This is a genomic window from Paraburkholderia phenoliruptrix (assembly GCF_047325075.1).
Taxonomy (GTDB): Bacteria; Pseudomonadota; Gammaproteobacteria; order Burkholderiales; family Burkholderiaceae; genus Paraburkholderia; species Paraburkholderia phenoliruptrix.
In genome coordinates this window covers 2658521-2678095 of sequence record NZ_CP168531.1, presented here as the reverse complement: position 1 = coordinate 2678095, position 19575 = coordinate 2658521, and the positions used below count along the sequence as shown (strand labels likewise).

17 protein-coding genes are annotated in these 19575 nt (G+C 65.3%); 10 read left to right on the top strand and 7 right to left on the bottom strand.

The window, feature by feature from the left end:
* Positions 1 to 7: 7 nt before the first annotated feature.
* Positions 8 to 1792, bottom strand: coding sequence for an ArnT family glycosyltransferase (locus ACEN8U_RS24015; protein ID WP_015002695.1), 1785 nt, complete (start codon positions 1790 to 1792; stop codon positions 8 to 10).
* Between the two features lie 211 nt (positions 1793 to 2003).
* The gene (locus tag ACEN8U_RS24010) at positions 2004 to 2378 is read right to left on the bottom strand and encodes an Mth938-like domain-containing protein (RefSeq protein ID WP_013588489.1); all 375 of its coding nucleotides are present in this window, start codon (positions 2376 to 2378) and stop codon (positions 2004 to 2006) included.
* A 498-nt stretch (positions 2379 to 2876) separates the two neighbouring features.
* On the opposite strand from ACEN8U_RS24010, the gene ACEN8U_RS24005 reads away from it, so the two are divergent.
* The 6 genes from ACEN8U_RS24005 (at position 2877) to moaE (ending at position 9373) form a co-directional block, all read left to right on the top strand.
* Positions 2877 to 4124, top strand: coding sequence for a pyridoxal phosphate-dependent aminotransferase (locus tag ACEN8U_RS24005; RefSeq protein ID WP_041746168.1), 1248 nt, complete (start codon positions 2877 to 2879; stop codon positions 4122 to 4124).
* Between the two features lie 95 nt (positions 4125 to 4219).
* Positions 4220 to 5551 carry a homoserine dehydrogenase gene (locus ACEN8U_RS24000; RefSeq protein ID WP_013588487.1) on the top strand — a complete coding sequence of 444 codons (1332 nt, stop codon included), beginning with the start codon at positions 4220 to 4222 and terminating at the stop codon, positions 5549 to 5551.
* 8 nt (positions 5552 to 5559) lie between these two features.
* Positions 5560 to 7011 (top strand): threonine synthase, encoded by a 1452-nt coding sequence (gene thrC / locus ACEN8U_RS23995; RefSeq protein ID WP_015002693.1) that lies wholly within the window; start codon positions 5560 to 5562, stop codon positions 7009 to 7011.
* A gap of 315 nt (positions 7012 to 7326) precedes the next feature.
* A complete protein-coding gene (gene glp, locus ACEN8U_RS23990; protein WP_041746166.1) occupies positions 7327 to 8571 on the top strand; it encodes a gephyrin-like molybdotransferase Glp in 1245 nt (414 codons plus the stop codon).
* Positions 8572 to 8594: 23 nt separating this feature from the next.
* Positions 8595 to 8852 carry a molybdopterin converting factor subunit 1 gene (gene moaD, locus ACEN8U_RS23985; RefSeq protein ID WP_013588483.1) on the top strand — a complete coding sequence of 86 codons (258 nt, stop codon included), beginning with the start codon at positions 8595 to 8597 and terminating at the stop codon, positions 8850 to 8852.
* Between the two features lie 44 nt (positions 8853 to 8896).
* Positions 8897 to 9373 carry a molybdopterin synthase catalytic subunit MoaE gene (gene moaE / locus ACEN8U_RS23980; protein ID WP_015002691.1) on the top strand — a complete coding sequence of 159 codons (477 nt, stop codon included), beginning with the start codon at positions 8897 to 8899 and terminating at the stop codon, positions 9371 to 9373.
* Between the two features lie 84 nt (positions 9374 to 9457).
* Here the strand turns inward: moaE and ACEN8U_RS23975 are convergent, their stop codons facing one another.
* Entirely contained in the window at positions 9458 to 10000 is a 543-nt protein-coding gene (locus tag ACEN8U_RS23975; RefSeq protein ID WP_041745311.1) for a group III truncated hemoglobin, read from the bottom strand.
* Positions 10001 to 10300: 300 nt separating this feature from the next.
* Between ACEN8U_RS23975 and ACEN8U_RS23970 the strand changes: the two genes are divergently transcribed.
* Together ACEN8U_RS23970 and clpB are read left to right on the top strand one after the other, a co-directional pair.
* Entirely contained in the window at positions 10301 to 10801 is a 501-nt protein-coding gene (locus ACEN8U_RS23970; RefSeq protein WP_015002689.1) for an Rrf2 family transcriptional regulator, read from the top strand.
* A gap of 132 nt (positions 10802 to 10933) precedes the next feature.
* Positions 10934 to 13531: an ATP-dependent chaperone ClpB gene (clpB, locus tag ACEN8U_RS23965; RefSeq protein WP_310110463.1), complete on the top strand. Its 2598-nt coding sequence runs from the start codon at positions 10934 to 10936 to the stop codon at positions 13529 to 13531.
* A gap of 124 nt (positions 13532 to 13655) precedes the next feature.
* Here the strand turns inward: clpB and ACEN8U_RS23960 are convergent, their stop codons facing one another.
* Positions 13656 to 14084, bottom strand: coding sequence for a YidB family protein (locus ACEN8U_RS23960; protein ID WP_013588478.1), 429 nt, complete (start codon positions 14082 to 14084; stop codon positions 13656 to 13658).
* Between the two features lie 220 nt (positions 14085 to 14304).
* The gene (locus tag ACEN8U_RS23955; protein ID WP_015002688.1) at positions 14305 to 14895 is read right to left on the bottom strand and encodes a ComEA family DNA-binding protein; all 591 of its coding nucleotides are present in this window, start codon (positions 14893 to 14895) and stop codon (positions 14305 to 14307) included.
* A 294-nt stretch (positions 14896 to 15189) separates the two neighbouring features.
* Here ACEN8U_RS23955 and ACEN8U_RS23950 point away from each other — a divergent pair, with 294 nt between their 5' ends.
* The gene (locus tag ACEN8U_RS23950) at positions 15190 to 15720 is read left to right on the top strand and encodes a MerR family transcriptional regulator (protein WP_015002687.1); all 531 of its coding nucleotides are present in this window, start codon (positions 15190 to 15192) and stop codon (positions 15718 to 15720) included.
* Complete coding sequence (locus ACEN8U_RS23945) at positions 15672 to 16109, top strand: carboxymuconolactone decarboxylase family protein (protein WP_041745309.1); 438 nt, start codon at positions 15672 to 15674, stop codon at positions 16107 to 16109. The genes ACEN8U_RS23950 and ACEN8U_RS23945 overlap by 49 nt, the downstream gene beginning before the upstream one ends.
* 133 nt (positions 16110 to 16242) lie before the next feature.
* Here ACEN8U_RS23945 and ACEN8U_RS23940 read toward each other — a convergent pair whose 3' ends face one another.
* Together ACEN8U_RS23940 and ACEN8U_RS23935 are read right to left on the bottom strand one after the other, a co-directional pair.
* The gene (locus tag ACEN8U_RS23940; RefSeq protein ID WP_015002686.1) at positions 16243 to 17622 is read right to left on the bottom strand and encodes an MATE family efflux transporter; all 1380 of its coding nucleotides are present in this window, start codon (positions 17620 to 17622) and stop codon (positions 16243 to 16245) included.
* Positions 17623 to 17628: 6 nt separating this feature from the next.
* A complete protein-coding gene (locus tag ACEN8U_RS23935; RefSeq protein WP_015002685.1) occupies positions 17629 to 19386 on the bottom strand; it encodes an ArnT family glycosyltransferase in 1758 nt (585 codons plus the stop codon).
* Positions 19387 to 19575 lie beyond the last annotated feature (189 nt).

The window sequence follows — 19575 nt, the reverse complement described above, 5'->3', positions numbered from 1 at the left end:
TATGGGGTCACGATTGCGGTTTTTCCACCGGCGCGGCCGACGTCGCCATTTGCGGCTGTTGCGCCGCTGCGGTCGGGGCGCCGGGTCCGGACGGCGCGGGCGTTTGTCCCGCCGCGAGCGGCTTCATCACGACAACGCGGCGCGAGTCGCGGGCGACCACCTGCATCGGCAGACCTTCTTTCAGGAGCCGCTCGTAAGTGGGCGGCGGCAGCAGCGCCAGCGCATAGCGGTCGGCCTTCCAGCGCTCGACCCATGCCTGAACCGAAGGCAGCCATTTCTGGGGTTCCACGGACACGCCGAACGCCAGTTCGTCGGGATGCTCGACCATCGTCATGGTGTGACCGATGTAGAACGGCAGCGTGTGATCGAGCACGCCGACCGAGTAGAACGGCGTGTCGGCCGGCAATTTCGCCATCTGCGCCTTGATGGCGGGCGCGAGCGGCGCGCCGGAGCTGAGGCGGCCGAACACGTCGTGGCCGGTGCCCGCGATGGTGCCGAGCAGCAGCCACGCGGCGCCGAAGCTGGCGACGGCCCCGAGACTGCCGGCGCGGCTGCGTCGATTGATCCACAGCGCGGCGAGCGTCAGCACGAAGGCGACGGCCAACGCCGCGAGCACCCACACGCGGTATTCGACATAGAGCTCAGTCGGATTGCGGGCGGTGCCGAAACGCGGCAGGAACAGCGCGGCAAACGCGGCGACGACGAGAAACAGTGCATAGCCGGTCAGATGGCGGCGCAGCTGCTCGCGCGTGAGGAGCGGCAGATAGCGGCCGATCAGGAGCGCGATGGCCGGCGCGATCGGCAGCGTGTACGACAGCAGCTTCGAGTGCGACGCGCTGAAGAAGAGGAAGATGAAGCCGATCCAGACGAGCATCAGCGTGACGGGCGCAAAGCCGTTCGGCTGGCGCGGCAGGCGCCATGCGTGACGCACGCTTTGCACGGTCACCGAAAGCCACGGCAGGAAGCCGACGATCAGCACCGGCACGAAGTAATAGAACGGCCCTGGGCGGTTCTGCTCGGGCGTCAGGTAGCGCTTGAACTGCTGGACGATGAAGAAGAAATTGAGGAATTCCGGGTTGCGCTGCTGCACCAGCACGAACCACGGCGTGACGATCGCGAAAAACAGAATCAGCCCGCCGATCAGGTGCAGGCGCTTCCACACGGCCCAGTCGCGCGCGATCAGCGTGTAGAGCACCAGCACGGCACCCGGCAGGATGACGCCGACAAGGCCCTTGGACAGGACCGCGAGCGCCATCGACGCCCAGCACAGCCACATCCAGCCGCGCACGCACGAGGTTTTCAGATTGGGGCGCTGCGCCAGCAGCAGCGCGCACAGCGTGAGCTCCATCCAGAACGACAGGCCCATGTCGAGCGTGTTGAAGTGGCCCATCAGGTTCCAGTAGGGCGAGGTGGCCAGCACGAGCGCCGCGAATACGCCGGTCGCCGCGTTGAAGACGCGCGCGCCGGTGTAGCCGATCAGCAGCACGCCGGCAAAGCCGGTCAGCGCGGTGTAGAGCCGCGCCTGCCATTCGCCGATGCCGAACCACGCGAACGTGAGCGCGTTCGCCCAGGTTTGCAGCGGGGGCTTCTCGAAGTACTTGTAGCCGTTGTAGCGCGGCGTGATCCAGTCGCCGGTGACGAACATTTCGCGGGCCATTTCGGCATAGCGGCCTTCGTCGCTCGGCAGCAGATGGCGCCAGCCGAGCGGCACGAACCAGATGACGGCAAGGGCCAGCACCAGCAGCAGAATCGCGGTGCGGTTGAGCGGTAGCCTCGAAGGCGTATCGTTCATGGATGTAAACCTTTCTGGCGACGCCGCTTGCGCGGCGCTGCATTGTTATTCGAGATGGCGGGAGGCGACCGGCCTCGCGCGGATGGCGCGCAGTGTACGTGATCGTGCGTGACGCGGCGAGCGCGCCGGTGGCCGCCGCGCCCGCGAACCCGCGAACCCGCGGCAGGCGCGGCAGGCGCGGCAGGCGCGGCTCGCGCGCCAAGCCGCCGCGCTACGCTTCGATCAGCAGGGCGGCCGCGACCTTGCGGCCCTCGGCCATCAGAATGTTGTAGGTGCGGCAGGCGGCCTTGAAGTCCATGGTTTCGACGCCGATGCGCTTCGCCGTCAGCGCGGCGGTGAGGCGCGGGTGCGGAAAACGCAGCCGCTCGCCGCTGCCGAACACCACCACCTCGGGCGCGGGACCGACCAGCATCGAAAAAAGCTCAGGGGTCAATTGCTCGAAAGACGTGACGGGCCAGGAGATGACAGGCGCGTCCGGCAGCACGAGAAGGCTGCCCGCGTGGCGCACCAGATTGATTTCGACATAGCCGGCGCCGTAACCGGTGACGGTATTCAGGGCGCCGCTGGAATCCTGATGTAATTTCAAATTCGTTTTCCGAAGTCGTCGCGAGACATCATAGGTGTTGAAGGCCTGACGCGGCAGGCGCGAGCAGGGCGGTTCTACACGATTGGGACAGGGAAGGGCCCAAAAGGCTCCCGTTGCGCCTGGTGCATTGCGGAAGTCGGCCAAAATCCGCTAAATTATAACTTTTTAGCCGCCCGGCGGCGTCCCCGCTCATGCGCCGCCACAAGCGGCACCGAGGCGGCACCGAGGCGGCACCGAGGCCGCGCCGAGGGTCAGGGGTGCGGTCAGTCGGCTACCTACCTGGTTCTACCCGCCCGGTTCGCCCGCCGGTTCGCCCGCCCGGTTCACCGTTTAGTCCGCCGTGGCGCCCATATTGGGCGGTCAATACTGGGCAATCCATATAGGGCTGCCCCCTGAGGGCGGCCCTGCGGCCTCGCCGCACCACGAATGTCGCAATCGGCGAGCCTGCCCGGCGCGTCCGACTGTTCAAAGCCCTCAATGCCCATTAACCAGGATGAAGTGCCCGCCGTGAAACCGATTCTCAAGTCCAACAAGTTATTGAATGTCTGCTACGACATTCGCGGGCCCGTCCTCGAACATGCGAAACGGCTCGAAGAAGAAGGCCACCGCATCATCAAGCTGAATATCGGCAACCTGGCCCCGTTCGGTTTTGAAGCGCCGGACGAAATCATCCAGGACATGATCCTGAACCTGCCGGGTTCGTCGGGCTACTCGGACTCGAAGGGCGTGTTCGCCGCGCGCAAGGCGATCATGCACTACACGCAGCAAAAGGGCGTACATGGCGTCGAGCTGGACGACATCTACATCGGCAACGGCGCGTCGGAGCTGATCGTCATGGCGCTCCAGGGGCTCCTGAACGACGGCGACGAAGTGCTGCTGCCCGCGCCGGACTATCCGCTGTGGACGGCGGGCGTGAGCCTCGCGGGCGGCACGCCTGTGCATTACATCTGCGACGAGTCCAACCGCTGGATGCCCGACCTCGACGACATCCGCGCCAAAATCACGCCGAATACGCGCGCGCTCGTGGTCATCAATCCGAACAATCCGACGGGCGCGCTGTATTCCGACGAACTGCTGCTCGGCCTCATCGAAATCGCGCGCCAGCACGGCCTCGTGATTTTCGCCGACGAGGTGTACGACAAGATCGTCTACGACGGCAAGAAGCACACGTCGATGGCCGCGCTGTCCGAAGACGTGCTGACCGTCACGTTCAACAGCCTGTCGAAGAGCTACCGCTCGTGCGGCTACCGCGCCGGCTGGATGTTCATCTCGGGCCTGACGGGCGAAAACCGCCGCAGCGCGAAAGATTATTTCGAAGGCCTCGGCATTCTCGCCTCCATGCGCCTGTGTCCGAACGTGCCCGGCCAGTACGCGATCCAGACCGCGCTCGGCGGCTATCAGAGCATCAACGACCTGATCGTGCCGAGCGGGCGCCTCTACAAGCAGCGCGAGCTCGCGTACGACATGCTGACCGCCATCCCCGGCGTGAGCTGCGTGAAGCCGGAGGCGGCGCTCTACATGTTCCCGCGCCTCGACCCGAAGATTTATCCCATCGACAACGATCAGCAGTTCATTCTCGACCTGCTCCTCGAAGAGCGTGTGCTGCTCGTGCAGGGCACCGGCTTCAACTGGAAGACGCCGGATCACTTCCGCGTCGTGTTCCTGCCGAACGTGGACGATCTGGCCGATTCGATCAACCGGATCGCGCGCTTCCTCGACGGTTATCGCAAACGTCACACGGCGTAGCGCACAATACGGGGCGCGAGGCGTGAATTGTCCGCCGCGCGCACCCGGCCACCGGCACCCCGAATTCCTTTAATCACTACTCGACACCACGCTGCATGGAACCGATCAAAGTTGGACTGCTGGGCTTCGGCACGGTAGGCAGCGGCACCTTCACGGTACTGCGCCGCAATCAGGAAGAAATCAAACGTCGCGCGGGCCGCGGCATCGAGATTGCGCGCATTGCCGTGCGCAACCCGGCCAAGGCGACGGCGGCGCTCGGCGCGCAAGCCGCGAGCGTGGCGCTCACCGACGACTTCAACGCGGTGGTGGATGATCCGTCTATCGACATCGTCGCCGAAATGATCGGCGGCACCGGCGTCGCGCGCGACCTGGTGCTGCGCGCCATCCGCAACGGCAAGCACGTGGTCACAGCCAACAAGGCGCTGCTTGCCGTGCACGGCACGGAAATCTTCGAGGCGGCGCGCGCACGAGGCGTGATGGTCGCGTTCGAGGCCGCGGTAGCGGGCGGCATTCCGATCATCAAGGCGCTGCGCGAAGGCTTGACGGCCAACCAGATCCAGTACATCGCGGGCATCATCAACGGCACGACGAACTACATTCTTTCCGAAATGCGCGACCGCGGGCTCGACTTCGCGACCGCGCTGAAAGCCGCACAGGAACTGGGCTACGCCGAAGCGGATCCGACTTTCGACATCGAAGGGGTGGACGCGGCGCACAAGGCGACGATCATGAGCGCGATCGCGTTCGGCGTGCCGGTGCAGTTCGACCGCGCGTATGTGGAAGGCATCAGCAAGCTCGCCGCGATCGACATCCGATACGCGGAGGAACTCGGCTATCGCATCAAGCTGCTCGGCATTGCGCGTCGCACTGAGAAAGGCATCGAGTTGCGCGTGCATCCCACGCTGATTCCGGCCAAGCGCCTGCTCGCGAATGTGGAAGGCGCGATGAACGCGGTCGTCGTGCACGGCGACGCCGTCGGCACCACCTTGTATTACGGCAAGGGCGCGGGTGCGGAGCCCACGGCGTCGGCGGTAGTGGCCGATCTCGTCGACGTGACGCGCCTGCATACGGCCGACCCCGAGCATCGCGTGCCGCATCTGGCGTTCCAGCCGGACCGTCTGTCGAACACGCCGATCCTGCCTATCGAGGAAGTGACGAGCGGCTACTACCTGCGTCTGCGCGTCGCGGACGTCACGGGCGTGCTGGCCGACATCACGCGTATTCTCGCCGACACCGGCATCTCGATCGACGCGCTCCTGCAGAAGGAGTCGGAACAGGTCGACGCCAACGGCAAGGGCGAGACCGACATCATCCTGATCACGCACGAAACGGTCGAAAAGAACGTCAATGCCGCGATCAAGTCGATCGAGGCGTTGCAGACCGTCGTCTCGCAAGTCACGAAGCTGCGCATGGAAGCGCTGAACTAGGCCGAACTATGAACTATCTCTCCACGCGCGGCGCCGGAGCCGGCGAGCGCCACACCTTCTCGGACATTCTGCTCGGCGGTCTCGCGAAAGACGGCGGCCTGTATCTGCCGGCCGACTACCCGCGTGTCAGCGCCGACGAACTCGCGCGCTGGCGCACGCTGCCGTACGCCGACCTCGCCTTCGAGATCCTGTCGAAATTCAGCGACGACATTCCGGCTGAAGATTTGCGCGCCCTCACGCGCAAGACCTACACGGCAGCCACGTACTGCAACGTGCGCGACGACGAAAGCGCCGCGCAGATCACGCCGCTCAAGACGCTCGGCGTGGAGAACGGCGCGCCGCTGTCGCTGCTCGAACTGTCGAACGGTCCGACGCTCGCCTTCAAGGACATGGCGATGCAGCTGATCGGCAACCTGTTCGAGTACGCGCTCGCCAAACACGGCGAAACGCTGAACATTCTCGGCGCGACCTCCGGCGACACCGGCAGCGCCGCCGAATACGCGATGCGCGGCAAGCAGGGCATTCGCGTGTTCATGCTGTCGCCGCACAAGAAAATGAGCGCGTTCCAGACCGCGCAGATGTACAGCCTGCAGGACCCGAACATTTTCAACCTCGCGGTCGAAGGCGTGTTCGACGACTGCCAGGACATCGTCAAAGCCGTCTCGAACGATCACGCGTTCAAGGCGAAGTACAAGATCGGCACGGTCAATTCGATCAACTGGGCGCGTGTGGTCGCGCAGGTCGTCTATTACTTCAAGGGCTACTTCGCTGCCACGAAGAGCAACGACGAGCGCGTGTCGTTCACTGTGCCGTCGGGCAATTTCGGCAATGTGTGCGCGGGTCACATCGCGCGCATGATGGGACTGCCGATCGAAAGGCTCGTGGTCGCCACCAACGAAAACGACGTGCTCGACGAGTTCTTCCGCACCGGCATCTACCGCGTACGCAAGGCGGCCGAGACGTATCACACCAGCAGCCCGAGCATGGATATTTCGAAGGCGTCGAACTTCGAGCGCTTCGTGTTCGATCTGCTCGGCCGCGACCCGGCGCGCGTGCTGCAACTGTTCCGCGATGTCGAGGAAAAAGGCGGATTCGACCTCGCGGCGAGCGGCGACTTTGCTCGCGTGAAGGAATTCGGCTTCGTGTCGGGCCGCAGCAGCCACGACGATCGCGTCGAAGCGATCCGCGACGTGTTCCAGCGCTACGACACCATGATCGACACGCATACCGCCGACGGCCTGAAGGTCGCGCGCGAACATCTGCAGCCGGGCATTCCGATGATCGTGCTGGAAACGGCGCAGCCCATCAAGTTCGGCGAGACGATTCGGGAGGCGCTGCTGCGCGAACCGGAGCGCCCGGCGGCGTTCGCCGGACTGGAGTCGCTGCCGCAGCGCTTCGAAGTCGTGCCCGCGGACGCTCAGCGCGTGAAAGACTTCATCGCGGCCAACACGGGCGTCTGATCGAGGTCAAGCGCGGGCCGGCGGCCCGCGCACAGGCCGAGCGGTCATCGCGCGATGCAGGGTGGGCGCGATGACTGCCCTGCGAGCCGGGGGAGCGGCCGTCGTCCTGCCCGTTGCTGGGCGAAACCGGCGGGTTCAACAAAACCGCGGCAAAACCCCGGCAAAACCCGAAAGCCTGAAAAAGCAGAAAACCCCTCCAGCAGAAAACCCCTCCATAAACGCGGCCCCGACAAGGCGCGGCCTTCGACCGCTACAATGTTCTTTTCGATCAGCGGCTCCGAACCCGAGATGTCCACACCCACGCCCCGCGCTCCGATGCTCGCCACGGCCGACGCATTGGCGACTCTGCTTGACGCCGCGCGCCCCGTGACCGGCAGCGAATCCGTGCCGACGCTGGAAGCAGCCGGTCGCGTGTTGTCGGCCGACGTCGTGTCGCCGCTCGACGTCCCGCCGATGAATACCAGTGCCATGGACGGCTACGCGATCCGCGCCGCCGACATCACGACTCACGGCAAGCGCCGCCTGCCGGTGTCGCAGCGCATTCCCGCGGGTCACGCGCCCGAGCCGCTCATGTCCGGTACGGCGGCGCGCATCTTCACCGGCGCCACGGTGCCGCCCGGCGCGGACGCCATCGTCATGCAGGAGCAGACGGAAGCTGCCGGCGACGAAGTCACCATCCTGCACAGCCCGCGGGCCGGCGAGTGGATTACTGCACAAGGCGCGGACATCCGCGGCGGTTCGGTCATTCTGCCGGCCGGCACGCGGCTGACGCCGCAGGCGCTGGGTCTCGCCGCATCTGTGGGTTGCGCGGAACTGCAAGTGCGTCGACGCGTCAAGGTCGCCGTGTTCTTCACCGGCGACGAGCTGACCATGCCCGGCGAGCCGCTCAGGCCCGGCGCGATCTACAACTCCAATCGCTTCACGCTGCGCGGTTTGCTGGAGAACCTCGGCTGCGAGGTGAACGATTTCGGTATCGTGGCCGACAATCTGGATGCAACGCGCACCACGCTGCGCGAGGCGGCGCAGGCCCACGATCTCATCCTGACCTGCGGCGGCGTGTCGGTCGGCGAGGAAGATCATGTGAAACCCGCCGTCGAGGCGGAAGGCCGCCTCGCCATGTGGCAGATCGCGATGAAGCCGGGCAAGCCGCTCGCATTCGGTGCCGTGCGGCGGGGGGCGGACCGCCATCCGGCAGCAGAACCGTCCGCGCCGTCCGCCGAGGCGTTCTTTATCGGCTTGCCGGGCAATCCCGTGTCGAGCTTCGTCACCTTTCTGCTGTTCGTGCGACCGTTCGTGCTGCGACTGGCCGGCGTGCAGGCGGTCGCGCCGCGCGCGCTGTCGCTGCGCGCGGACTTCACGCAGGGCAAGGCGGATCGCCGCAACGAGTTCCTGCGGGCCCGCGTCAATGCGGCAGGCGGTCTCGATCTGTTCCCGAACCAGAGTTCGGCCGTGCTGACGTCCACGGTGTGGGGCGACGGTTTGATCGACAATCCACCCAATCATGCGATCAGTGCCGGCGAAACCGTGCGCTTCATTCCCTTTTCCGAGTTGCTGAATTGAGGCCGGCTGCGCCGGCGGCATCCATGAAGATTCAATTGCGATATTTCGCGAGCGTGCGTGAAGCGCTCGATCGAGCAGACGAAACCGTCGAGTTGCCCGAGGGCGTTGCCACCGTCGGCGACGTGCGCGCGTGGCTGCGCGTGCGTGGCGGCATCTGGGCGGACACGCTCGCCGAAGGCCGGGCGCTGCGCATGGCCTGCAATCACGTGATGACCGACGCCGGCACGCGTGTCACCGAAGGCTGCGAGGTGGCCTTCTTCCCGCCCGTCACGGGCGGCTGAACCGCTCGAACCGGTTCAACCGGTTGAACCATCAGGAGCCGGCCATGCCCGTTCGTGTCCAGACCGAAGATTTCGACCTCACCGCGGAGGTTGCCGCGCTGCGCGCCCGCAATCCGAAGGTCGGCGCGGTGGCGTGCTTTGTCGGCACCGTGCGCGACCTGAACGACGGCAGTCAGGTGGAGGCCATGGAGCTCGAGCACTATCCGGGCATGACGGAGAAGTCGCTGGAGGCAATTGTCGTAAGTGCGCGCGAGCGCTGGCCGGGCATCGAGGTGCTGATCGTGCACCGCGTCGGCAAGCTGTATCCGCTCGATCAGATCGTGCTGGTCGCGACGACGGCCGCCCATCGCGGCGAGGCCTTCGCGTCGTGCGAATTCGTGATGGATTATCTGAAGACCCAGGCGCCGTTCTGGAAGAAGGAAAAAACCGGGGCGGGCGAGCGCTGGGTCGACGCCCGCGTGACCGACGACGCGGCGCTCGCGCGCTGGGGCGTCGAGTCGGGCAACGGCGCGCGGGAATGAGCACGAGGCGCTGCCGCCCGCGGCGCGCTGCTCTGGCCGCTCAAGCTGCTTAGCCCACTCAACCCACTCAGCCCACGCCTTCCCTCACTCGTCGCGCGATTTGCCGATGATGCGCGCGGGAAACGGCTCCCCCGCGGGCCGCTCCGGAAGATGCGGCTCGTCGTCCGGGCGAGGCCGCCTGGGCGCCACGCGTTCGAGCAAAGCCTGCTGTTCCGGCGGGATCCTGTAGTCCCAGCCGAAGCGGCTTAACTGCAAGCTCTGCGCGATACGCAGCGCCGGTTCCATGAAGCGCACGGCGGCGGCCGGCTCGTAGCGGGATTCCACCGTGTCCAGAAAGAGGTACAGCCAGCGGCTGAAATGCTGCGGCTCGACGCCCTCGAGCGGCTGATGCGCGTGCTGCACATTGCCGCGGTACTGCTTCGCGCCCAGCACGAGGCTCGCCCAGAACGTGCACATCTTCGGCAGATGGTCGTCCCACCGGCCGGCAAGCGTCGCCTCGAACACCGGGCCGAGCAGCGGGTCGGCGCGCACGCGGTCGTAAAACGCGTAGACCAGCTCGCGGATGTTCGCCTCGGTCGGGTCGGCGGCGCGCTCGACGACCGGCGCGGCGGGGAAAGAGGGTTTCATGCGGATTCCAGAAGTATGCGACGATGCGTCTGCGGCGCGCCACACTTCGCCACAAATATGCCGGGACTGCCACAAAAAGGGCCAGCTCGGCGGAAGTGAGCTCAAAATAGCGCACTTTCAGGTGAATAGGCGCGGCGCGAAACGTTACCATTAGCGTCGAAGGTCCGGCTTCACCGATGCGGCATAAATAAATATGTGCTAACTCTGCATCTTATGGCGAAGCCGCGACCCCCGGCAACCCTTGCATCGACGCGGTTATCCCACGGATCGCGGCTTGCGCTCATCGTGATACGGGAACCCATGAGACTAACCGACTACACCGACTATTCGCTGCGCGTCCTTCTGTACCTTGCTGTGCGCGGCGAGGGCTTGTCGACCATTCAGGACATTTCCGAGGCCTACGGCATTTCTAAGAATCATCTGATGAAGGTGGTGCAGCGGCTGAGCGAGCTCGGCTGGGTGGAGACCGTGCGCGGCCGCAACGGCGGCCTGCGGCTTGCCGAGCGTACCCGCACGCTGACGGTCGGCGAGATCGTGCGCGCAACGGAAAACGACTTCGCGCTGGTGGCCTGTCTGCCGGATCAGGACGGCCAACGCCGCCCCTGCGTCATTACGCCCCAGTGCCGGCTGCGCAACGTGCTCGAGGCGGCGCGCCACGCGTTTCTCGCGGAGCTCGACCGCCACACCATCGAGGAAGTCTCCGGGCCACAAGGGCCGCTCGCCGCGTTGCTGGGCATACGGCCGGTGATTCCGCTCGTGCCGGTCGAGCCGCCGGGCGACAGCCCCGTGCCGATCGCCTGAGCGCGGCTCGCGTAAGGCGCCGCGCATTTTGTTCGCATCAGATCTTCAAAAACTCCCCGTGGACAGCAAAAAAGCGCTTGAATCCTGAATAAATCGCCTCATTTTGGTGGTAATCGAAATTGGAGGTCTCGAATGAGAATCGACAAACTCACCACTAAATTCCAGGAAGCGCTGGCGGACGCGCAGAGTCTCGCCGTCGGCCATGACAATCAATATATCGAGCCGGTTCACGTCCTCGCGGCGCTCGTTGCGCAGCAGGACGGTTCGGCGCGTTCGCTGCTTTCGCGCGCCGGCGTGCACGTGCAGGCGCTGCAAACCGCGCTCGACGACGCCATCACGCGTTTGCCGCAAGTTCAGGGCACCGACGGCAATGTGCAGATCGGCCGCGAGCTGACCGGTCTTCTGAACCAGGCCGACAAGGAAGCACAAAAGCTCAACGACACGTTCATCGCGAGCGAAATGTTTCTGCTCGCCATTGCGGACGACAAAGGCGAGGCCGGCCGTCTCGCGCGTCAGCACGGCTTGTCGCGCAAGTCGCTCGAAAGCGCGATTGCCGCCGTGCGCGGCGGCTCGCAGGTGCACAGCCAGGACGCCGAAAGCCAGCGCGAGGCGCTCAAGAAATACACCATCGACCTGACCGAGCGCGCGCGGGCCGGCAAGCTCGACCCGGTGATCGGCCGCGACGACGAGATCCGTCGTTCCATTCAGATTCTTCAGCGTCGCACGAAGAACAATCCGGTGCTGATCGGCGAACCGGGCGTCGGGAAAACGGCGATTGTCGAAGGTCTCGCGCAGCGCATCGTGAACGGCGAGGTGCCGGAGACGCTCAAGGGCAAGCGCGTGTTGTCGCTCGACATGGCCGCGCTGCTCGCGGGCGCGAAATACCGCGGCGAGTTCGAAGAGCGTCTGAAGGCCGTCCTGAACGACATCGCGAAGGACGAAGGGCAGACCATCGTCTTTATCGACGAAATTCATACGATGGTCGGCGCCGGCAAGGCCGAGGGCGCAATGGACGCGGGCAACATGCTGAAGCCGGCGCTTTCGCGCGGCGAGCTGCATTGCGTCGGCGCGACCACGCTCGACGAATATCGCAAGTACATCGAGAAGGACGCCGCGCTCGAGCGCCGCTTCCAGAAGGTGCTCGTCGACGAACCGACGGTCGAGGCCACCATCGCGATCCTGCGCGGCTTGCAAGAGAAGTACGAGCTGCACCATGGGGTGGACATCACCGACCCGGCCATCGTCGCGGCGGCGGAGCTGTCGCATCGCTACATCACGGACCGCTTCCTGCCGGACAAGGCGATCGATCTGATCGACGAAGCCGCCTCCAAGATCAAGATGGAAATCGATTCGAAGCCCGAGGAGATGGACCGGCTCGACCGTCGCCTGATCCAGCTGAAGATCGAACGCGAGGCGGTCAAGAAGGAGAAGGACGAAGCGTCGCAAAAGCGTCTGCAACTGATCGAAGAGGAAATCGAGCGTCTGGATCGCGAATATTCGGACCTCGAGGAAATTTGGACCGCGGAAAAAGCGGCGGTGCAGGGCAGCGCGCAACTGAAGGAAGAGATCGACCGGACGCGCGCGGAAATCACCCGCTTGCAGCGCGAAGGCAAGCTCGAAAAGGTCGCGGAGCTGCAATACGGCAAGCTGCCGGGGCTCGAGGCGCAACTGAAGGAAGTCACGCAGGCCGAGGCGAAAGAGCAGAACAATCCGACGCGTCCGCGCCTCTTGCGCACGCAGGTCGGTGCGGAGGAAATCGCCGAAGTGGTGTCGCGCGCGACCGGCATTCCGGTCTCGCGCATGATGCAGGGCGAGCGCGAGAAGCTGTTGCAGATCGAAGAAAAACTGCATGAGCGCGTGATCGGCCAGGACGAGGCGATCAACGCGGTGGCCGACGCGATCCGCCGCTCGCGCGCGGGTTTGTCCGATCCGAACCGTCCGTACGGTTCGTTCCTGTTCCTCGGGCCGACCGGCGTGGGCAAGACGGAGCTGTGCAAGGCGCTGGCTGCGTTCCTGTTCGATTCGGAAGATCATCTGATCCGCATCGACATGAGCGAATTCATGGAGAAGCACAGCGTCGCGCGTCTGATCGGCGCGCCGCCGGGATATGTCGGCTACGAAGAGGGCGGTTATCTGACGGAAGCCGTGCGTCGCAAGCCGTATAGCGTGATTCTGCTCGACGAAATCGAGAAGGCGCATCCGGACGTGTTCAACGTGCTGCTGCAAGTGCTCGACGACGGCCGCATGACCGATGGCCAGGGGCGCACCGTGGACTTCAAGAACACGGTAATCGTGATGACGTCGAACCTCGGTTCGCAGGTCATCCAGGCGATGGTCGAGGAGCCGCAGGAAGCGGTGAAGGACGCGGTGTGGGCCGAGGTGAAGCTGCACTTCCGCCCGGAGTTCCTGAACCGGATCGACGACGTCGTCGTGTTCCATGCGCTCGACCGCTCGAACGTGCAGTCCATCGCGCGGATCCAGTTGCAGCGTCTGCACGAACGGCTCGCGAAGCTCGACATGCAGCTGGTGGTGTCGGACGAGGCGCTCGAGCATGTCGGCAAGGTCGGCTACGATCCGCTCTTCGGCGCCCGGCCGTTGAAGCGCGCGATCCAGCAGGAGATCGAGAACCCGGTCGCCAAGCTGATTCTGGCGGGCAAGTTCGGACCGAAGGATGTGATTCCGGTCGAACTGGAAGACGGCAACCTCGTCTTCGAGCGTGTGGTGCATTAAGCGCCTCTACCGGCTGACGCGTCAGGTGCGAGCCGACGCATAGATGGCAAAGCGGCAACGAAGTTTTCTTCGTTGCCGCTTTTTTTGTCTGCCCGGTTGCTGCTTCATCCGGGCGGGGATGGCCTCAAGCCGTGCCCTTGCCGAACAATGCCGACAAACCGCCGAGCGCGCCGAGCACGGTCGTCGCGTTCAGCTTGCCTTCTGCCGGGACTTCGCCTTCCGGCGTTGCTGCGTTAACCACGTGCGGCAGGATCTGCGAAAGGAGGCCCGTGACCTGGTCCGGTTGCACGCCGGCTTTCGCGGCGAGGCTGGTGACGGCTTCCGAGCCGAGTACGCTATGCAGCGCGTCCGGCGCAATCGGTTGATTCTCGCCGTTGCTGACCCATGACGATACGACGTCGCCGAGCCCCTTTTCCTGGAAGCGTTGGATCAGGCCGTTCAGGCCGCCTGGCTGGTTGTTGACGAATTCGAGTGCGGCTGCGATCAGCGCTTGCTGGCCGCCGCCTTCGGGCGACTTGCCGACCAGGGATCCGAGGGTATCGAGTAGGCTCATGATGGGTCTCTCTTGAATGCCGGCGCGTGGACGACGGCCGGCGGGTGAGGCGCCGCGCGGCTGCGCGGCGTCGAGGGAAGGAAGGGCGCTGCGAGGCGCTGCCGCCGTGCACGACGCGCGTGATGCGTGCGATGGCGGCTCGGTGGCAGGCAGTCTCGCGGCGTACGCTGCCTTGGTTGTTGAATCGGTCTCTGACGCGCGAGGCGCCCGACTAGTTTTGCTAGGCGCCGCCGGAAGCCGCCGCGGTGGACGCCGCCTTGCTCTTCTTCGCCTTTTTCTTCGATGCCTTGGCGCCGGAAGCGTCGGTGGGGGCGCTCGCGGCAGCGGATGTGGCCGCGGTGGCGGCTGGCGCGGCCTCCTTGGCTTTTTTTGACGACTTCGAGGACTTCGACGCCTTCGCGCCCGAAGCGTCCGCCGGCGCAGCCGGGGCCGCCGTGGCGGCAGTCGTGGCCGGCGTGGTTTCGGCGGCCGGCGCGGCCTTCGTCGTCGTCGACTTCGCGGGCGCGGACGTCGTCGCCGATTTCGCTCCTGTGGGCGGCGCCGATGAGCCGTTGATCGTCAAGCCCGACGCTTCCAGATTCACAACCGATTTATTGCCGATGCCCTTGACGCGCGCGGCGAGATCGTCGGCGTTTTTGAACGGGCCGTTCTTCGTACGCTCTTCGATGATCGCCTTCGCATGCGCGGGGCCAATGCCCTTGACGGATTCAAGCGCTGCCTGATCGGCGGAATTCACTTCGACCGCCGCCGCCAATCCGGCCGACAGCGACAACGCGAGGGCAACGCAAAGCATCACGAGCTTTTTCAGCATGGCAGGCACTCCATCGAGAGCAAAAGTTAGCCGGGAACGGGCGACGCATTCTGTCAGCGGGCGCTGCGCTTAAGCATAGGACAAATGCGCGCCCTTATTTGCGAACGCCGACGATTTATACCGGCCGATTGATGGCAAGTAAATCGCAATGAACAATCTTTAACCCTTTTGCCTTGTGTTTAGGCGGTTGTGCGCCGATTGCTCGCATAGCCTGCACGCGCGAGGCCGTGCTCACGATGACAGCGCGGCGCACTTGACTTAGAGTGCACTCGAAGTCCTAACCTGAGTCCTGTCATGTCGAAAACGTCGAACGCACTCACCATCGGGCAGGTCGCCGAACTCATCGGCGTGTCCACGCACACGCTGCGCTATTACGAGCAGGCCGGCCTGATGCGCGAGGTCGGCCGCACGCAGGCGGGGCATCGCCTGTATTCGCCCGCCGACCTCGACTGGCTGCGGTTCGTGATGCGCCTGAAGGCGACCGGCATGCCGATCGCCGGCATGCAGGCTTTCGCGGCGCTGCGGGCCGAAGGTCCGCAGACGATGGGCGCGCGCCGCGACCTGCTCGCTGCGCATCGCGACGCGGTTCTTGCGCGGATCGCCGAATTGCAGACGAACCTCGGCGCGATCATCGACAAGATCGCGTATTACGAAGGCGAGGCGCGCGAAAGCAAAGCGCACGAAGCCAAAGCGGCCGGCACGGCGCCCGCGGCGGGAAGCCGGACCCGACGGATCGACAAGACGACCTCGTTCTCACACCCGGAAAAGGACTCACCATGGACCACGCACAAACCGACCGCTACACGCAAGGCTGGAACAAACTGAGGGAAATCGACGGCCAGGCCGGCGAGCAGGTCATCGCCGCACTCGCGCCGATTGCGCCGGACTTCGGACGTCTTCTGATCGAATTCGGTTTCGGCGATATTTACAGCCGGCCGCAGCTCGATTTGCGCTCGCGTGAAATCGCCACGATCGCGTCGCTCGCCACGCTCGGTTGCGCGACGCCGCAGTTGAAGGTGCATATCGAAGCCGCGCTGAACGTCGGCTGCACGCGCGAGGAAATCGTCGAGGTGTTCATGCAGATGGCGCTCTACGCGGGCTTTCCGGCGGCACTGAACGCACTCTTTGCCGCGCGCGACATTTTTGAGCGACATGACCGGGTGTCGGCGGAAGGCGGATTGCCGGCGGCATTGGAGGCGGAGCAGGAGGCTTGAAGGCGGCTCGGCCGTTCCGATTGATGCGAGCCGCCCGCGCTGCCGGACGGCGGCGCGGCGGTGGCATTTCGGCGCGGCTGTCGCTATCGAGCCGGAGATCGACGGCGTCGAACTTCGGCGCTGCTCCGCCGAGTTAGACGCCCGCGTCGGTGCGCAGCGCGACGGCCGCGCGCACATGCCGCCTGCTCACCACGCGCCAGTGGAGCAGCAAGCCGGCCCCGGCAATCGCGAGGCTCGCCGTATTGGCCACCCAGAAGCCGCGCGCGCCGGTCAACCATGGCGGAATCGTGCCGCTCACATTGAAGCCGAGCAGATAACCGCCGCCGAGTCCCACGCCCCACAGCGCGAGCGCATAGATCACGGTCGGCACGACGGCGACCTTGTAGGCGCGCAGCACGAACGCGGTGGTGATCTGCAAGGCGTCGAAGAGGTGATAGCAGACGACGATCAGCACGAGCGGCATCGCCGCCGCCACGACTTGCGGATTCGGCGTATAGCCCTGGATCACGTAGGGACGCAGCGCCAGCACGATGACGCCGTAACAGCACGCGATCGCGACGGCCATCATGATGCCGTGACGCGACAGCGTGCGCGCCGCTTCCGGGCGATGGGCGCCGAGCGCCTGGGCGACGAGCGTCGACGAAGCGATGCCGATGGCAAGCGGCGTCATGTACAGCACCGCGCCGATATTGCCCGCGATCTGGTGGCCGGCGAGCGTCGTGGTCCCGAAGCGCGCGATGAAGAGCGCCATGAAGGTGTACGACGTGACTTCAATCAGATAGGAGAGCCCCATCGGAATGCCGAGCCGCAGTTGCGCCGCCTGGCGCCGCCAGACCGGCCAGCAGAAGCGCCTGAAGATCCCAAACGGCGTGAACACGTCGACGCGCGTGAGCAGCACCATGCCGACGAGTGCAAGCGCCCAGTTGATCAGGCTGCTGGCGAGCGCGCAGCCGGGCCCCCCAAGCGCGGGCACGCCGAGTCCGCCGAAAATGAACCAGGTATTGAGCGGCACCTTCAGCAACAATCCGCCAATCTGCAGAATCATGACGAGCCGCGGCTTGCCGACCGCATTGCTGATCGAACCATAGACACGAAACGCGAGCCCGGCAGGCAGGCCGAACGCAAGTATCCGCAGATACGAAACCGTGCGCTCGTGCAGCGCGTCGGGCACACGCGCGAGCTGCAGCAGATGACCGGGGAAGAACAGGATCAGGAAGCCGATCACCGTCAGCGCGAGCGCGAGCCACAGCGCCTGCCGGACTTCCTCGCCGATCTCGTCGTAGCGCCGCGCGCCGTACAGTTGCGCGGTGATCGGTTGCAGCGCCGTGAGAATGCCCGTCAAGCCGATGTAGACGGATATGTAGATGGACGAACCGAGGCCGAGCGCCGCGAGATCGACCGCCGAGTAGCGGCCGACCATGGCCGTGTCGATGACGCCGAACGCGATGATCGCCAGTTGGCCGATCAGTACCGGCCACGCGAGTCCCGCGATTTTCCGTACGTCGGCGAGCATCTTGGGTCAGTCAGTCTTTTTATGCCAGCTGCGCCGTTTGACGACGGGCGGCTTCGGCCGGTCGATCCGCACATACAGCCGGAAGCGTTCGTCGCGGTCGGCCACGCGGCGGCCTTCCCACACGAGCTTCCACACGAAGTCCGACATGGCGCTCGGCTCGCCGTACTCCTGCGTGTCCTGACGCAGGATGACGTCGCAATCCTGATTGAACGCGAAATGCATGTCGCCGAAATAGGCAAACGTCGCGATCTGCGCATTGCCGAGACGCACGGGGGCGATGCACGTGTAGTCCTCGGGCAGATGGCTCGCGATCTGTTCGGCGACGTCCTTGTAGGTCCGGCTATAGTTGACGACCGGCAGCCACAAGGTCATGAGCAGCACCCACATCAGCGTGGTGCCGGCGCTCGAGAGCACCACGCTGCGCCACAGCACCTTCGGATGGCGGGCGAGGCGCCATTGCACCAGCACGAACCAGCAGAGCGTCACCGCGACCGCGCAGACAAACGACAGAATCTTGAATTGCGGCGCGAAGCCGGGCGCGAGACGCGCGAGGTTGCGGGCGAGCGGATGCGGAAAGCCGGTCAAACCCGCGACGTACACGAGCCAGACGAAGCTGCCGAGTATCGTGAAGCTGAGCAACGCAAACCAGTCGATCGCGTTAATGGCGCCGCGCTTGAGCGTGGGCAGCGCAAAGGTGGCCAGCACGGCGAGCGGCGGCAGCAGCAGCATATACAGCCGGTTTGACTGATGGCTTTGCAGCACGACCAGCACGAGGAGCGGCCCGATCACCGAAAGCGGAATCGCCACGTGCGGCGCGCGGCGCAGCCCCGCCCAGCTGAACCACGCCCACAGCGCGAGTGGCCATGCGGGCCACGTGAAGAGCGGCAGATTCTTGAGCGCGTAAGCCGCGACCGAGCCGGGCGGGCCGGCGAACGAGCTCAGACTCACGTGCACCCATTGGTTCAGGTACCAGACGGCGTCGACAGGAAAGGCGGCCAACGCGGCAATTGGCCATGCGACCGACAGCGCGAGCGCGATAGGCAGGCCGGCCAGCAGGAGCCAGCGCGAACGCGTTTCGCGCACGACCACGGTCATCGCGAGCGTGCCGAAGAGCAGCGCGCCGACCAGCACCGGACTGCTCGCCAGCGTGACGAGGCCGATGGCGGCGCCCCAGATCGATGCGCCCTGAATCGGCTTGTCGATCATTCGCACGAGCCCATATACGAGCATTGCGATGCCGACGAATTGCGCCAGCTGCGGCGTCGTCTCGTGACCGCGCTCGGCGAGGCCGAAGCAGGCGAGCAGAATCAGCAGCGCGCCGTCGGCGAGCGTGCGGCCGTAGTCGCGCGGCTCCGGCTCGCCGCCGAACGCGTACTTGAACGGCTGCACCTCGGCGCGCCGGCCGAGCAGGTAGGCCGCGTACCAGACGAAGGCACAGCCCGCGCAGAAGAGCAGGCCCGTGAAGACGCGCGAGGCGTTGCTGGCGTCGACCCACGGCGCGAGCGCGCGGATGGCGGTTGCGCCGAGCCAGTAGCCGAGCGGACCGTCTTCAGTGAGATATTTGCCGACGAGATTGGGCAGGAGCCAGTCGTGCGCCGTGCCGTTCGCCATGGTCCACATCACGCCGAAGCCGGCTGCGTCTTCGTTCTTCCACGGATCGCGGCCGAACAGGCCGAACGACGCGTACACGATGCAGATGGTCAGCAGCAGCCAGCGTGGCAGCGCACTGGTCGCGGAGGCAGTGAGGCGAACGACAGGTCTCATGCGGTTTGGGATAGTGGATAAGCGATAGCCGCTAGCAAAGGGCGGGTCCGGCTGGATCGGCCTGATTGGAGCATCCGGCATTGTAGTCGGGCGGGACTGCGCGCGTCACGGCCGGTAATGGCGGGCAACGGGCGCCGCGCGCAGGCGAGGGCAGCGCGGCAGCCGTAGCGACCCGCGCGCGCCCGGCGG